Origin of the sequence: Aeromonas salmonicida, assembly GCF_028355655.1 — a bacterium.
Classification (GTDB): domain Bacteria; phylum Pseudomonadota; class Gammaproteobacteria; order Enterobacterales; family Aeromonadaceae; genus Aeromonas; species Aeromonas salmonicida.
The window spans coordinates 3,539,394-3,555,554 of the sequence record NZ_CP110645.1; the positions used below are offsets into that span (position 1 = coordinate 3,539,394).

Annotated in this window: 12 protein-coding genes and 2 tRNA genes; 9 read left to right on the forward strand and 5 right to left on the reverse strand. The window is 60.2% G+C overall.

The window, feature by feature from the left end:
• Window positions 1-33: 33 nt before the first annotated feature.
• From ONZ54_RS16430 to ONZ54_RS16440, 3 genes are all read right to left on the reverse strand, one after another.
• Complete coding sequence (locus ONZ54_RS16430) at window positions 34-1,329, reverse strand: methyl-accepting chemotaxis protein (protein WP_271786696.1); 1,296 nt, start codon at window positions 1,327-1,329, stop codon at window positions 34-36.
• Window positions 1,330-1,591: 262 nt separating this feature from the next.
• Entirely contained in the window at window positions 1,592-2,056 is a 465-nt protein-coding gene (locus ONZ54_RS16435) for a GNAT family N-acetyltransferase (RefSeq protein WP_271786697.1), read from the reverse strand.
• A 342-nt stretch (window positions 2,057-2,398) separates the two neighbouring features.
• A complete protein-coding gene (locus tag ONZ54_RS16440) occupies window positions 2,399-2,599 on the reverse strand; it encodes a YbfA family protein (RefSeq protein ID WP_005312232.1) in 201 nt (66 codons plus the stop codon).
• A gap of 214 nt (window positions 2,600-2,813) precedes the next feature.
• Between ONZ54_RS16440 and ONZ54_RS16445 the strand changes: the two genes are divergently transcribed.
• Window positions 2,814-3,107, forward strand: a complete 294-nt coding sequence (locus ONZ54_RS16445) for a hypothetical protein (RefSeq protein WP_058393441.1) — start codon at window positions 2,814-2,816, stop codon at window positions 3,105-3,107.
• Between the two features lie 66 nt (window positions 3,108-3,173).
• Here the strand turns inward: ONZ54_RS16445 and ONZ54_RS16450 are convergent.
• Window positions 3,174-3,247: transfer RNA gene (locus tag ONZ54_RS16450), tRNA-Cys, on the reverse strand.
• 56 nt (window positions 3,248-3,303) lie between these two features.
• Window positions 3,304-3,379 (reverse strand) — tRNA-Gly (locus ONZ54_RS16455).
• Between the two features lie 248 nt (window positions 3,380-3,627).
• On the opposite strand from ONZ54_RS16455, the gene ONZ54_RS16460 reads away from it, so the two are divergent.
• The 8 genes from ONZ54_RS16460 to ONZ54_RS16495 all read left to right on the forward strand — a co-directional run bounded on the left by ONZ54_RS16460 (window position 3,628) and on the right by ONZ54_RS16495 (window position 16,033).
• The gene (locus ONZ54_RS16460) at window positions 3,628-7,065 is read left to right on the forward strand and encodes an ATP-binding protein (RefSeq protein WP_271786698.1); all 3,438 of its coding nucleotides are present in this window, start codon (window positions 3,628-3,630) and stop codon (window positions 7,063-7,065) included.
• Between the two features lie 413 nt (window positions 7,066-7,478).
• On the forward strand, window positions 7,479-9,164 hold the full coding sequence (locus tag ONZ54_RS16465; RefSeq protein WP_271786699.1) for an ABC transporter substrate-binding protein: 1,686 nt from the start codon (window positions 7,479-7,481) through the stop codon (window positions 9,162-9,164).
• Between the two features lie 117 nt (window positions 9,165-9,281).
• Complete coding sequence (locus ONZ54_RS16470; protein ID WP_021139059.1) at window positions 9,282-10,265, forward strand: ABC transporter permease; 984 nt, start codon at window positions 9,282-9,284, stop codon at window positions 10,263-10,265.
• Window position 10,266: 1 nt separating this feature from the next.
• A complete protein-coding gene (locus ONZ54_RS16475; RefSeq protein ID WP_271786700.1) occupies window positions 10,267-11,175 on the forward strand; it encodes an ABC transporter permease in 909 nt (302 codons plus the stop codon).
• Window positions 11,172-12,191 (forward strand): ABC transporter ATP-binding protein, encoded by a 1,020-nt coding sequence (locus tag ONZ54_RS16480; RefSeq protein WP_271786701.1) that lies wholly within the window; start codon window positions 11,172-11,174, stop codon window positions 12,189-12,191. The genes ONZ54_RS16475 and ONZ54_RS16480 overlap by 4 nt, the downstream gene beginning before the upstream one ends.
• A gap of 11 nt (window positions 12,192-12,202) precedes the next feature.
• Entirely contained in the window at window positions 12,203-13,195 is a 993-nt protein-coding gene (locus ONZ54_RS16485; RefSeq protein ID WP_271786702.1) for an ABC transporter ATP-binding protein, read from the forward strand.
• A gap of 114 nt (window positions 13,196-13,309) precedes the next feature.
• Window positions 13,310-15,049, forward strand: coding sequence for a glycoside hydrolase family 9 protein (locus ONZ54_RS16490; RefSeq protein WP_271786703.1), 1,740 nt, complete (start codon window positions 13,310-13,312; stop codon window positions 15,047-15,049).
• Between the two features lie 111 nt (window positions 15,050-15,160).
• On the forward strand, window positions 15,161-16,033 hold the full coding sequence (locus ONZ54_RS16495) for a glucosamine kinase nucleotide-binding domain-containing protein (RefSeq protein WP_271786704.1): 873 nt from the start codon (window positions 15,161-15,163) through the stop codon (window positions 16,031-16,033).
• Window positions 16,034-16,161: the final 128 nt, after the last annotated feature.

The following is a 16,161-nucleotide window of genomic DNA, read 5'->3' on the forward strand; positions in this document are numbered from 1 at the left end:
CTATACCCATTCAGGCCAGAACGAATCCCGATGTCAGATGGACAGACTGGATACGGTCGCCGAGACATTGTTGGCTTCCTGCCGGATCTCGACCATCACTTCATTGACCTTGTCGACCTGTTGCTTGCCCAGCTCGGCGCTGCTGGCCACTCTGGCCATGTCGTCCGTCACCCTGGCCGTCAGCTCCCGGTTCTTCTGCACCACCTTGGCGATCTCGTCGGTAGAGAGGGAAGTGCGAGCGGCGAGCTGGCGCACTTCATCGGCCACCACGGCAAACCCGCGCCCCTGATCGCCGGCGCGAGCCGCTTCAATGGCCGCATTGAGCGCCAGCAGGTTGGTCTGGTCGGCGATGCTGCTGATGGTAGAGACGATGGCTTCGATACTCTTGGATTGCTCGTTGAGCTGATTGACCAGCTGTATGGTCTTGTCTACCTGCTCACTGACAAGGGAGGATGTCTCCACCACGGAACGCAGCAGATCGGCGCCCTGCTCCGCACTGCGCAATGTCTCCTGCGCCGTGGCATGAGCCACTTGGGCGGCATCCCGAATGGCATGACTCTTGGTCACCCGCTCGGTAATGTCAGTGGCCAGCTTGATCACCTTGGTCACCTTGCCGCTCTCGTCCCTGACCGGGTTGTAAGTGGCTTCCAGCCAGATGGCATCACCGTGGCTGTTGCGACGCAGAAAAAGCCCTGACTTGAACTGGCCCTGGGCCAGCTCTTCCCAGAAACGGGGCTGTTCGCGATAGAAGGCATCATCACAGAACATCCTGTGGTTATGCCCCTTGATCTGGGAAAGGCTGTACCCCATGCAACTCAGGAAATTGGCATTGGCAGTCACTATCTCCCCCGTCGGGGTGAACTCTATCATGGCGAGGGAGCGATCAAGCGCCTTGGATACGGCCTCCTGACTCAGCAGGCGCTGGTGATGCTCGGTCACATCGCTGGCGATCTTGATCACCTGGGTCACTCGCCCCTGTTGCTTCACCGGGAAGTAGCTCGCCTCCAGCCAGAGCGCCTCGCCCCGCTTGTTGATGCGCGGAAAAATGCCGGATTGGACCCTGCCTTGTTGTAGCTGGGTCCAGAGTTGCTGGTAATCAGACGACTGAGACAGTGCCTTGCTGCAAAACATTCTGTGATGCTGACCCTGGAGTTCAGCTGCGCTGTATCCCATCAGGTTCAAGAAAGGCTCATTGGCCTCCAGAATACCGCCATCCGGAGTGAAGATGATGGTCGCCACCCCGCCTTTGACGGCATCGACAAAACCCTGCAGCTCACCGACTTGTATCTGGCAGGCCAGCAGTTGTGCCTTCAGCTTGTTATTGAACATGGATGTCATACCTCTGTACTGACGATGTGGGAACTCGCAAACGACACCCGCCATCAATGTGGGCGAGTACGAGCATGATGAGGCTGATCATAGTTGAGCGAAATCGCCGGATCAGACTTTGACCGACGTTTTACTGCCGGCGCTCGCCCGGTTATCTTTTGCCATCCATAAAAAGAGACACAACGTAGAGAGCAGGCGCGCTTGCGCTGGACGCTTGGTACGAATATCTGCCCGTGTTGGATCAGTTTCGCATCGCTCGGAGTCACACCGCAGGTTGCCACTCCAGACAGGCCGGATTGGCCACAAAACCCATTCGTTCATACAGGGGACGCCCCTGCTCACTGGCATGCAGCCACACCGTGCCCAGTTGTTCGGCGCTGGCATGGGCCACCATGGCATCGAGCAGGGCGCTGGCCATGCCCTGCTTGCGGTATGCCGGCAGTGTATACATGTTGAGCAGATAGGCCTCCCGCCCTGACAGGTTGCCGGGATAGGGCGGCCGCACAAACAGGGCCAGGGTGCCACTCGCCACCACTTCTCCCTCGACCTCCGCCACCCAGGAGCGCGCACTGCCATCGGCCTGCCCCGCACTGAAATAGGCACTGGTCGCCTGCCAGAGATCCAGATCGGCCAGCGGATCGGCCAACTCCCCCACCTCGCAAAACAGTCCCATGCGCAAACTCACCAAGGCGGGAATATCGGCCATATCTGCCTGACGAATAATCATCGCGTCTCCTTCAGTCTCATCAGTGCTTCATAGATGAAGAGGCACACCCGCAGGCCCCCTTGTGGATGGGGCAGTGTGCACACAAATAGGCCCACCTTGGCAAGGCATGCGGCCTTCTTGCCAGATCCCCCATACCCTGGACGGCCGGGATCCGCAGCACCCGGCGCCACGACTGGCGATCCCAAAAGCCTTGTCAGATAAAGTGTGCAAGATATGGGGTTCACTTCACGAGAAGTATGACCAGGTGATGAAGGAGGCCGATGCCAACAAATCCTGTTATTTCAGTCTCTTGATGACAATAAAAAAGAGAGCCGAAGCTCTCTTTTTTGTCTGAAATCGAATTTAGTAGAAGATCCGCTCGCCGCGCTCGCTCATCTTGAGCCATACCGGCTTGGTGCTGGTTTTACTCCAGATACGATGCAAGTAGCTGTAGAAGCGGGCACGATCGCTGCGAAACAGCATAACGGGGAAGGCCAGAATACCCACCAGCAGCACATAGATGCGACGAAGAATTATCTGAGTCAGAGAAAAGGGATGAAACATGATAGCACTCCTTACTGGTAAGACCACTGAACAAAGATTACTCCACAAACTGTAGGATTACTACACCAATAACGCCATTTTTTCGCAAAAAAATCCACAAAAAGCCATATAGTGAAATCCAATTACATTAATTAACTTACAAGTAACAAAAACTGGCAAAGGGATGTGCGTCGACCAGATTTAATAGGTTGGCAGTCAGGGGGGAGTTTGTGCGATGAAACCTGCGGAAATGGCGGTCTTGGGAGTACTGGGCCTCTTACTCTGGTCGGAATGGCAGGATTGGCAACTCAATCAAGGCGACAGCATCACCCTGGCCTATCAGGGCGTGCCCACCGTCAGCCTGTGGCAGTGCGGCCTGCTGAAACAAAAGATGGCGGATCTGACCGAACATTCGGCCGCAGTGCAATTTCAATTCCGGGGGCAGGATCTGGTGGAGGTCAATCGCTATCTGGAACGGGAGTGGCAACAGCAGGGCTGTGAACAGTTACTGGCTCAGCAGGGATATTGAGAAACAGAAAAGCACACCTGTGGTGTGTGATATTTATCGCTGGAATGGCATTGAACTGGAAGGATATGGAGGCACGTTCCGGAGTCGAACCGGACTAAACGGATTTGCAATCCGCTGCATAACCGCTTTGCTAACGCGCCATGCTGACAAGGCTGCTGCCTTGAAAGTGATACCCATAGTTGGTGCTATGAGAAATTGGAGCGGGAAACGAGACTCGAACTCGCGACCCCGACCTTGGCAAGGTCGTGCTCTACCAACTGAGCTATTCCCGCCTGACTGCCGTGTGCCAGTTACCTGACAACGAGGCGCATTATACGTACCCCGAGCGCGGGCACAACCCTTTTTTCGCACTTTTAGCCCTTGTCCGTACTGTTTGCTCAGGGTTTAGACGGCTTGACCAAAAAAACCACATCAGGCTGTGACCCCACAGGCGAATTTAAGATAAAGTCATTGAAATGATTAGTCTTTAGTCAGAGACTTGTGCCGCTTAGTAACTGGATTCTCAATTGAAAATCACACGATGAAATGGATCTTCAAGCCTCGTGGGCTCAGGCCGCAGCTAATGCTGGCTTTTTTCATGTTGGGTCTGGTGCCCTTCCTGGTCGTTACCCTGTTCTTCCTCTACAGCCATGGCAAAGATCTCACCACCCAGACTTCCAACCACCTGGTTTCCGTTCGCAACATCAAGAAGAGCCAGCTGGAGGATTACTTCGGCAACCTCAAAGAACAGATCATCAACTTCTCCCAGCAGGATTTTGCCGGCAACAGTATCGGTCGCTTCTACGGCTTTACCGGTGCGTTCGAGAAGCTCGGCACCACGCCGCAGGAGGCCCGCGCACGCGCCCAGGCACGCTACGTTCCCGGCTCCTGGGACAAGCTGCAAAAACCCGAGCCCAAAGTCGAGATCGAACCGGCCATCAGTGCCCTGATCCTGGCAGACGAGATGTATGGCCGGGTGCACCAGCGCTTTCATCGCGGCTATGCCGACATGGTGCGCAAATCCAATTACAGCGACATCTTCCTCATCGATCTCAACGGCGACGTTGTCTATTCAGTCACCAAGCGCCCCAACTTTGCCACCAACCTGCTCTCCGGCCCCTATCAGGCAAGCGGCCTTGGCAGCACCTTCGCCAAGATCAAGCGCCGCCTCGACGGCGGCCAGAAACCGCAGCAGATCTTCGAATTCACCGACTTTGGCCGCAACGAGCTGACCGGCCAGGTGGTCGCCTACATGGCCGCCCCCGTCATGCAGTACGACTATGTGCGCGGCGTGGTGATCTTCGAACTGCTGCCGGACAAGCTCAACCAGATCATGGCCGAGCGGGAGGGGCTGGGAGAAACTGGCGAGACCATCCTCATAGGGCCGGACAAGCGGATGCGTGCCAATGCCTGGCTGGCGCCGGAATTCAGTGTCGAGAACAGCTTCAGCCCCAATTTCAGGCCCTTGCAGACCCCATTGGTGGTCAAGGCCCTCTCCGGTGAACAGGGAGTCGGGCTGTTTCGTTCCTATCACGATGACGATGTGCTGGCCGCCTATACCCAGGTGAAGGTGTTCGACACCGAGTGGGCCTTCATCGCCGAGATCTCCACCAGCGAGGCCTATCGCCCCATCCGTCAGCTGGAGACGCTGGTGATCCTGCTGGGAGCCGGATCCTTGCTGCTGCTGATCCTGTTTTCCCGCTGGCTCTCCCACTCCATCACGGCCCCGTTGCGATCCCTCACCGCCGCCGCCGAGCAGGTGGCCGATGGCGCCCTGGATCACCCCATCACAATCCCTCGCACCGACGATGACATAGACAGGCTGGCTCAGGCGTTTCGCCACATGCAGCGCTCGGTGAAAGACAAGATTGAGCTTATCGAGCGCCAGACCCAGGAGCTGCAACAGCAGGTCAAACTGACCCACAAGCAGAACCTCAGTCTGCAACAGGCGGACAAGCTCAAAGATGAGCTGCTGGCCAACACCTCCCACGAGCTGCGCACTCCCATCCATGGCATCAAGGGGATGGCGGAGTCCATGCTCGCCAGCCAGCAGGACTTGACCGAGGGGCAGCAAAATCAGCTCGGCCTCATCATCAAGAGCGCCGACGGTCTGGCCCGGCTGGTGGACGACCTGCTCGACTACCATCAGATGCGCTACGGCCAGCTGGAGATCCATCCCCAGCCCGTCGCCTCCAAGGGGGTCATACGGCTGGTGCTGGATCTCTGTCAGCACCTGGTGCAGGCCAAGCCCCTCACCCTGGTGGACATAAGCCCGGCCGAACTGCCGCCGGTACTGGCCGACGAGCAGCGCCTCGAACAGGTGCTCTACAACCTGGTGGGCAACGCCATCAAGTACACGCCCCAGGGCAAGGTGGTACTCAGCGCCCTGGTGGAGGGCAACTTCCTGCGCATCAGGGTGACCGACACCGGCATCGGGATTGCCAAAGACCATCTGGAGCACATCTTCGAACCACTGGTGCAGATGAGCCCCGAGGTGAGCAAACAGGGTGCCGGCCTCGGCCTCTCCATCACCCGCCAGCTGGTACACCTGATGGGAGGCGAGCTCTTCGTGGAGAGCGAGCCGAGCGTCGGCTCCACCTTCGCCTTCACCCTGCCGCTCGCCAGCGGCAAGGCGGGCAACCTGACGCTGGACAGCCGCCAGATTGAACACCAGCTGGTGCGCCAGCAGCCGCTCATCTTGCCGGACTGGGAGAGCGATGATCTGCCGCCCCCGCCACAGGATGCCCCCCTCATACTGGTGGTGGATGACGAGCCCATCAATCTGCATATCCTGCGCCATCTGCTGCAACCCTGCGGTTATCGCATCCTGCCCAGCAGCGATGGCCACGACGCCCTGGCCAAGCTGGCCCAGGAGCCGGTCGACCTGATCCTGCTCGATGTCATGATGCCGACCCTCTCGGGTTTTGATGTCTGCCGCCGCCTGCGCGAGCAGCACCCGAAAGACAAGCTGCCGGTGCTGCTGCTCACCGCCCTCAACCAGCCAAAGGATATAGAAGAGGGATTCAACGCCGGGGCCAACGATTACCTGGTCAAACCTTTCTGCAAGGAGGAGCTGTTTGCCCGGGTCAAGGCCCTGCTGGAAGCGAGTGCGGGCCGTGCCTCCCTGGTGGAGAACCGCCTGCTCAAGCAGGAGATAGAGCATCGCCTCACCCTGCAGGAGCAACTGCATCAGGATCAGGAGCGGCTGCTGGCGCTGCTCGGGGAAGGGGCAGATCCCATTGTCTTCATCGATGAGCAGGGCACTGTGCTGTTTGCCTCCCGGGTGCTGGCCCGCTTGCTGGGTCAGGAGCCGGAAGCCATGGAGGGCCAGCCTCTGGATGAGTGGCTGGCCCTCCCGCTGGCAACCCAGTGGCCCGACCTGAAGGCGCAGCAGGAGCAGCGACTGGTGTTTCTGGTGGCAGGCCAGCAGGACGAGCTCAATGCCCGTGCCCTCTCCATCAGCCTGGGGGGGCAGGCAGCCTTCGCCCTCACCCTCAGCACTGAGCTGCGCCAGGACGAGAACCGGGTGATGGCACTGGAAAACGCCCTCAAGAGCCTGTCGCGTCAGGCCATCATAGAGGATGGTCAGCTGCTGGGTGAACTGAGCCGGCTGGGGGGAGAATTCCGTTCACTGGCCGACGATCTCATTCGCCAGCAGGATGACGAACCCCTGCGCCGGGCCCTGGTGGATACCATGCGTCTCACCCTGGATGCCTGGCAGCAGAGCACCGGCAAGGGCAAGATAGTGCTGGCGGAGAAGAGCAAGCTGTGGCGCGTCTACATGGACAGATCCAGCCCCCAGACCCGTACCCTCGATAAATACCTGAGCCTGGATACTCTGCCCAAGGCACCGCGCTGGAAGACGGTCGTCGCCACCGCCGAGTATGTGCTCGCCCACAGTCCGCTGAGCGATCCCCTGCGCCAGCAGTTGCACCACAGCGCCCAGACCCTGCGTCAACTCGCCAACCGCAAATCCTGATCCCCCCCGAACTGCGCCCTGGCTCACACTTGCCGGGGCGGTTTTTTTTTGTGCAGAATTAAGCGGGTAAAACGCGTCAAAACAAGAGCCGATCCAATTCACACAATTGTCATGAATGGCCTGCAGACAGGGACTTATTACGCCAAAGTAAATAACATAACTTCATGATTTAAAATGGGTTAAAAACCATTTTGACGATATTGACATCGGGGCTGTGATTTTTACGATATCGACGAACGGAACAGTTGTTGTTTTCCTGTTAACTCTGCTTTGCTAGGGACGTTGGAAAACAGAACGACAAAGGTTAGACACCTGACCAACACAGAGGGCCGACCTCCCCAGCATGCGAAGTCGGTGCTCACACAAAACAAGGCGAACCCTCGGGAATGCCAAAAAATAAGAAAGGACATAATATGCTTGCCAAAGTATCCAAAATCTCTACTGCTGTAATGCTGGGAACCATAATGCTTGCCGGGGCCGCCGGCAATGTCATGGCTGCTGAAAACAAGACTGTGCTGACCCTGGTCGCACAACAGGAGACCGCCTGGGTCAAAAACTTCAACCCCTTCCTGCAAGCGGGTTTGCTCCATACCACTCGTCACTTCATCTATGAACCTCTGGTGATCTTCAACGATATGCAGGGTGGAAAACCCGTCTATCGTCTGGCCACTCACTATGCGTTCAGCGATGACCTGAAATCCGTCACCTTCGATCTGCGTGAAGGGGTCAAGTGGTCCGACGGGGAAGGTTTTGATGCGGATGACATCCTCTTCTCCTTCAATCTGGTGAAAGCCAACAAGGCGCTGGATGAGCGCTCTATCTGGACCCAGATCAAGAACATAGAGAAACTAGGTCCCTACAAGATCAAGTTCGACCTGACCGACGTCAATACCAACGTGGTGAATGACCTGGTGCTGGTGCCCATAGTCCCCGAGCACCAGTGGAAGTCGGTAAAAGACCCGGTCGCCTTCACCAACGACAAGCCGGTCGGTACCGGTCCCTTCACCGAGGTGGACAACTTCTCCGCCCAGCTCTACACCCAGTGCCGCAACCCGCACTACTGGGATAACGCCAACCTCGCCATCGACTGCCTGCGCATGCCGCAGATGGCCACCAACGACCAGGTGTTGGCCGCTGTCATGAAGGGTGACGTTGACTGGTTCGGCTCCTTCGTACCGGACATAGAGCGCCTCTACGTTGGCAACGATCCGAAAAACAACAAGTACTGGTTCCCGGCCTCCGGCACAGTGGCATTCAACGTCAACTTCCAGACCAAGAACCCGGGCAACCACGAAGCCTTCAACGACATCACTTTCCGCCGCGCCTTCTCCATGGCGATGGATCGTCAGGCCATGGTGGATATCGCCGGTTACGGCTACCCGACCGTCAACGAGTACCCCTCAGGGCTCGGCAAAGCCTTCGACTCCTGGAACAACCCGGAAGTCGACAAGAAGTACGGCAAATTCAACAAGTTCGACTTGGAAGGCGCCAAGGCCATGCTGAAAGAGGCGGGCTACAAGGACTGTGACGGCGACAAGTTCCTCGACACCCCGAGCTGCAAGAAGATCGAGTTCAAGGTGCTGGTACCGAACGGCTGGACCGACTGGGTCAATACCGCCCAGATCGGGGTCGAAGGCTTGCAGGCCCTGGGTCTGAACGCCAAGACCGCCACCCCGGAAGCCACCGTCTGGACCGAAAACCTGATCACCGGTGACTTCGACGTCGCCCTGCAGGGTTACTTTGCCGGTGCCAACCCGCACAAGTACTTCGAGACAGCCTTCCACTCCCGAAACATGGGTGAGCGTGGCAACCGCTTTGCGGCGCCCCGTTACAAGGACCCGGCCCTCGACCAGCTGATCGATGACTTCACCCAGACCGCCGATGCGGCCAAACAGAAGGCCATCATGTTCGAGATCCAGGACAAGGTCGGTGCCAACCAGACCATCATCCCTGTGTTCAACAACCCGACCTGGTACGAATACAGCACCAAGCGCTTCAATGGCTGGTTCAGTGCCGACAACCCGGTTGCCAAGCCGCAGGTTCACCCGGATACCCCGGAACGTCTGCTGCACGTGTTGTCACTCAAGCCAAACAGCTAACCACCCCGGCCCCCTGAGGGGGGCCATTCTCCCCGCCATGTCTTCCATCCCCCTGATTGTTCGGGGTTGGGGGAGCTTTGCCCGGCGCGGGGCAGGCTTGCAGTAAAAGGGTTCACCATGGGATTTATACTGAGACGTTTCTCCTTCTATCTGGTCGCCTTTCTGGTGGCCGCCACCATCAACTTCCTGCTACCCAGAGCCATGCCGGGGGATCCTGTCTCCGTCATGTTTGCCCGGGCTGGCGCCATGATGGAACCCGCCGCGCTGGAGGCCCTCAAGGCTACCTTCGGTTTCGTGGACGGCCCCATCAGCACCCAATTCCTCACCTATGTGAAGAGTGTCTTCACCTGGGATCTCGGCACCTCGGTGCGCTACTACCCCCAACCCGTGGCCGACGTACTCGGACGCGCCATCGGCTGGACACTGTTCCTGGTGGGTACCTCCACCATACTGAGCTTCTCCGTCGGATCCATCGTCGGTATCTTCGCCGCCTGGTATCGGGGAGGCGCCATGGACAGCATCCTCTCCCCGCTCACCCTGGTGATGCAGGCCATTCCGCCCGTGGTCATCTCCCTGCTCGCCCTCTTCCTGTTCGGGGTCAGTCTGGAGTGGTTGCCCATCGGCTATGCCTACAGCCCGGAGATAAAAGCCGATTTTGGCTGGGAGCACATCAAGAGCATCATGACCCACGCCATCATGCCGGTCGCCACCCTGGCCATGGTGCAGGTGGGGGGCTTCCTCATCACAATGCGCAACAACATGATCAACCTGCTGGGGGAGGATTACATCACCATGGCCAAGGCCAAGGGGCTCTCCAGCAACCGGGTCATTTTCAACTACGGTGCCCGCAACGCCATACTGCCGAGCGTGACGGCGCTCTCCATGGCGCTCGGTTTCGTCATCGGCGGCTCCCTCATCACAGAGGTGATCTTCAACTACCCTGGGCTGGGTCTGACCCTCTATCAGGGCATTCTGGCCCGCGACTACCCCCTCATTCAGGGGCAGCTGCTCATCATGACCATCACCATGCTCAGCTTCAACTTCCTGGCCGACGTGCTCTACGTCTTCCTGGATCCCCGTCTGCGTACAGGAGGCAAATAAGATGCGTATGCCGACTATTTTGAAAATTCTGCTGGGCAACAAGAAAGCCGCCTTCGGCCTCTTCATCGTGGTCAGCTTCGTGCTGATGGCACTGTTCGCCCCCCTGCTGGCCAGCAATGAGCCGACCAAGCGAGTCTCCCGTCCGCACCAGCCCCCCAGCACCGAATACGTGATGGGCACCACCCGCATGGGCCACGATATCTGGTCCCAGTTTGCCAACGGTGCCCGTATCTCCCTGATGGTGGGCTTCGGGGCCGGCATACTGGTGTGCGCCCTCGCCATCACGGTCGGCATCACGGCTGGCTACTTTGGCGGCGTGATCGACGAGTGCCTCACCTTCCTGATGAACGTGGTGCTGGTGATCCCCAACCTCCCCCTTCTGCTGGTGCTCGCGAGCTTCATCGGGGAGGCGTCACCGACGGTGATCGCGCTCATCATAGGCTTTACCTCCTGGGCCTACGGCGCGCGCGTCATCCGGGCCCAGACCCTGGCCCTGCGGGAAAAAGAGTTCGTCATCGCCGCCGAAGTGCTGGGGGAGCCGGCCTGGCGCATCATTCTGGTGGAGATACTGCCGAACCTCATCTCCATCATAGGGGTGAGCTTCATCGGCTCCATCATCTACGCCATCGTCACCGAGGCGACCCTGGAGTTCCTGGGGCTCGGGGATCCGACCGTGGTCAGCTGGGGCATCATGCTCTACAACGCCCAGACCTCCAGTGCCATCCTGGTGGGTGCCTGGTGGGAGATCCTGGCCCCCTGCTTCGCCATCGCCACCCTGGGCGCGGGCCTGGCCCTGCTCAACTTCGCCATCGACGAGATAGCCAACCCTCAGCTGCGCTCCCACAAGGGATTGCATCGCTGGAAAAAACTCGCCGCGCCCGTCTCAGCACCACAGGAGAGGACAGCATGAACAAGCAACCCCTGCTGTCGGTACGCAACCTCTGCGTCGACTACATCACCGAGAGCGGCGACGTGCGCGCCGTCAACTCGGTCAGTTTTGACATAGCCCCGGGGGAGGTGTTCGGCCTCGCCGGCGAGTCGGGCTGCGGCAAGTCCACGGTCGCCTTCTCGGTGGCCCGACTGCACAAGCCGCCCGCCTACATCAGCGGCGGCGAGATCCTGTTCAAGGGGGAGAACATTCTCCACTACAACGAGGAGCGGCTGCGCTCCTACCGCTGGCAACAGGTATCCGTGGTGTTCCAGTCCGCCATGAACGCCCTCAACCCGGTGCTGCGCATGGAGGAGCAGTTCTGCGACGTGCTGCTGGCCCACAATCCCGGCATGACCCGTTATGAGGCGATCAAGCGCGCCCAGGTGCTGCTGGAGATAGTCGACATCCATCCGAGCCGGCTCAAGGATTATCCGCACCAGTTCTCCGGCGGCATGCGCCAGCGGCTGGTGATCGCCATCGCCATGGCGCTCAACCCCGAGCTCTTGATCATGGATGAGCCGACCACGGCGCTCGATGTGGTGGTACAGCGGGAGATACTGCAGAAGGTCTATGCCCTGAAAGAGCAGTTCAACTTCTCCATTCTGTTTATCACCCACGACCTCTCCTTGATGGTGGAGTTCTGCGATCGCATCGGCATCATGTACGCCGGTGAGCTGATAGAGGTGGCGCCGTCCAAGGCGATCCTGACCTCGCCCCTACACCCCTATACCCGCGGGCTCGGCAACTCCTTCCCGCCCCTGCACGGCCCAAAAACCGTGCTGGAAGGGATCCCCGGCACCCCGCTCAACCTGCTGGAGGTGCCGGTCGGCTGCCGCTTCCAGGCCCGCTGTGGCAAGGTGCACGCTCGCTGCCGCCAGGAGTACACCCGCCTGGTCGAGGTCCGCCCGGGGCAACAAACCGCCTGCCACCTTTATGAGGCGCAGGATGAGCAACCGGATCCCGTTTTCTATCTGGACAAGGCCGCTGGCTGTTAAGGATGTCTGTCATGCAAATCGCCCAAACCGACGTGCCCATCATCGAAGTCCAGCACCTCTACAAGGACTTCCCCGTCAACTCCAATGCCATCAAGAGCGGCAAGATGCGGGCCCTCTCCGATATCACCTTCAACCTGCACCGGGGCCGCGCCCTGGCGGTGGTGGGGGAGTCGGGCTCAGGCAAGAGCACCATCGCCAAGATCATCGCCAAGATGTACAAGCTCTCCAGCGGCCGCATCCTCTATCGCGGCCGGGATCTGGAGGAGTTCAACAAGGGCACGGCCCTGCTCGACTATCGCCAGAGCGTGCAGATGGTGTGGCAAGATCCGTTCGGTTCGCTCAACCCGACCCACACCATCTACCACCACATAGCCCGCCCCCTGCTGCTGCACAGCAAGGTGATCGACAAGAAAGACCTGCCGGAGATGGTCCATGCCCTGCTCGAAAAGGTGGGGCTCACACCGGCCAAGGCAACGGCGGCCAAGTACCCGCACCAGCTCTCCGGCGGCCAGCGCCAGCGGGTCAACATAGCCCGCAACCTGGCGGTGGAGGCGGAAGTGGTGCTGGCGGACGAGCCGACTTCCATGCTCGACGTCTCCATTCGCATCGGCATCCTCAACCTGATGGAGCAGATGAAGAACGAACTGGGCGTCTCCATGCTCTACATCACCCACGACATCGCCACCGCCCGCTATGTGGCGGAAGATCTGGCGGTGATGTATGTGGGTCACATGGTGGAGTGGGGAGAGGTGGACGAGATACTGCACCACCCGCAGCACCCCTACACCCAGCTGCTCATCTCGGCGGTGCCCGACCCCGAGAAGAGCATCCACGCTGCGCTGGAGGGGGGCCGCAAGGGGGAGATACCGCTCTGGACACCGGACTCCTGTGGCTGCCCCTTCGCCGGGCGCTGCAACCAGGCGATGGCCCGCTGCAAGGATGAGCTGCCCCCCATCACCAAACTCGCAGACAACCACTTCGTGCGCTGCTACCTCTACGAGTGATGCTCGCCACTAAAACGGCCGGACAACCCAGTCCGGCCATGCCTCGATGCGGGGCCACCACGGCCCCGCTATGAACCTCACCGCAATTGGGTGAACCACTGGAGCAATACCTTGATGGAACTCTTGATCAATCAGGTGGGTTACGAGTGCGATGGGCACAAGATCGCCCTGCTGCAAACCTCCCCTGCCCATGATCTCGGCGGCTATGTCAGGCTGCAACGCTTAAGCGATGGCCAGACGCTGTTTGAAACCCAACTGCAAGCGGCCGGTGAGGTCCCTGGCTGGCAGGGCCGTGCCTACTGGCGCGCCGACTTCTCTGCATTCGAGGAGCCCGGCCACTACCGGCTGGAGGCGATCACTGCCCCCACAGGCGCAGCCGCCACGGAGCAGCGCATTGTCCGCTCTACCCGCTTCGCCATCGGCCAGGATCTGCTGGCGAGCCACTGCCTTTCTGACGTCATTCACTACTTCAAGGGCCAGCGCGCCAGCGGCGCCTTCGATCGGGCCGACCGCACTGCCCCCCTGTTTGGCACCGATCAACGCAAAGACGTGCACGGCGGCTGGTTCGATGCCAGCGGCGACATGAGCAAGTACTTGAGCCACCTCTCCTACGCCAATTACCTCAACCCCCAGCAGACCCCCCTAGTGGTGTGGGCCCTGCTCAAATGCCGGGAACTGCTGGCCCCGCGCCACGATATCGACGGGGTGAACCTGTGCAAGCGGCTCAATGACGAGGCGCTGCACGGCGCCGATTTCCTCTGCCGGATGCAGGATGAGTCGGGCTTCTTCTACATGACGCTGTTTGACAAGTGGAGCAAGGATCCCGCCCAGCGCGAGCTGTGCGCCTATGCCACCCAGCAGGGGATCAAATCCGCCAACTGGCAGGCGGGTTTCAGGCAAGGGGGCGGCATGACCATCGCCGCCCTGGCCCGCGCTGCCCGCGAGAACGTCAGCGGCGATTTCGATGCCAGCCGCTACGCTGAGGCGGCCAGCCGTGGCTATCTGCACTTGCGCGAACACAACCACGCCTATCTGGACGATGGCTGCGAGAACATCATCGATGACTACTGCGCCCTGCTGGCCGCGGTCGAGCTGACCAAGACCCTGGGCCATGAGTGGCTAAGCGAGGCGAGAGTGTGGGCCGGCAAGCTTTGCGCCCGCCAGCTCCCCCATCCGGAGCAGGGGCACTACTGGTCAGCCAACGAGGATGGCTCTCGCCCCTACTATCATGCCGCCGAAGCGGGTCTGCCGGTGCTGGCGCTGCTGGAATATTTAGGCGTAGAGCCGGATCTGGGGCGCAGGGCTCAGGTGCAAACCGTGGTGCAGCAGGCGCTGGCCGCCGAGCTGGCACTGTGCGCCCAAGCAGGCAACCCCTTCTCCCTCGCCCGCCAGTATGTGAAAGGGGTGGATGAAGCGCCTCGCGTCAGCTTCTTTATGCCCCATAACAACGAATCCGGTTACTGGTGGCAGGGGGAGAATGCCCGGCTGGCCTCCCTGGCCGCCATGGCCTTTGCCGCCGCCGAGCAGCTTCCGCAGCAATCCGGGCCGCTGCTCGGCTTCGGCCAGCGCCAGCTCGACTGGATCCTGGGGCAGAACCCGTTCAACGTCTGCATGCTGGCGGGCCACGGCATCAACAACCCGGTCTACACAGCCGGTTATCCCAATGCCCTCGGCGGCATCTGCAACGGCATCACCGCAGGGTTCGATGACGAGGCGGATATCGCATTTATTCCTGAGCAGTACAAGGATCGGCTGGATCAGAACTGGCGCTGGGGCGAGCAGTGGATCCCCCACGCCGCCTGGTTTGCCCTCGCCATCACTTGGCAGAGCGCGCAGGGAGGTCGCCATGATTGAGAGCGGCTCGGACATCATTAACACTGGGGGAGAGGGAGAGCAGTGGATCCTCCATACATTCCGCCTGGTTTGCCCTGGCCATCAGCTGGCAGAGCGCACAGGGAGGACAGCATGATTGAGTACTGGGTCGGCGTGGATGGTGGCGGCACCCACACCCGCGCCCGCATTCGGGACAAGGCGGGCAAGCTCTTGGGTGAGGGGCGCGCCGCCGGATCCAACCTGGAGCTCGGCATAGAGGTCGCCCACACCAACGTGCTGGCCGCCATCGATCTGGCCAGGGTTGAAGCCGGATTGGGTAACGATTCACAGCAACGGATGGGGGTCGGGCTGGCGCTTGCCTCCGCCGAGCTGGCGGAGTGCTATCACGCCATGCTCGAGATGCCCTTTCCCTTTGCCAGCGTCAGGCTCACCTCCGATGCCTTCGGTGCCTGCCTCGGTGCCTTTGGCGGCGAGGAGGGGGCCATCCTCATCGCCGGCACCGGCTCGGCCGGGCTCATCTATCGCCACGGTCAGCTGCACACCTGTTCCGGTCGCGGTTTTCCCATTTCGGATCTGGGCAGCGGTGCCTGGCTGGGGCTGCGTGCCATCCAGCAATCCCTGCTCTGCCATGACGGCATCCTGCCCCCCAGCACGCTGGCCATCCGCTTGCTCGATCACTTCAAACGGGATCAGGACGAAGTGGTGCGCTGGGCCGCCCGCGCCATTCCCGCCGACTACGGCCGCTTCGCCCCCTGGGTGTTCGATGCCGCCAGCGACGGCGACGAGCTTGCCTGCCAGCTGCTTGACGAGACCTGCGCCCAGCTGAATACCCTGCTGGAGGGGATGCAGCAGCTGGGAGCCAGCCAGATTGCCCTGCTCGGTGGCATCGGCATGCGCCTCGCTCCCCGGCTGGCGCACCTCAACCTGGTCAACCCCAAGGCCGATACTCTGGAGGGGGCCATACTGTTTGCCCAGTCGGAGGCGTTCCCATGTCTGCACAACTGAGCCTTGTCCAATTTGATCTGCCCGCCGGCGGGGACAGGATCCCCCTCTGCCCGCTCCGGGGAATACCCATGCCTGCACTTTGGATCCCTCCCCGGGTTGACCAGTACCACAAGGAGATGATCGCCCTG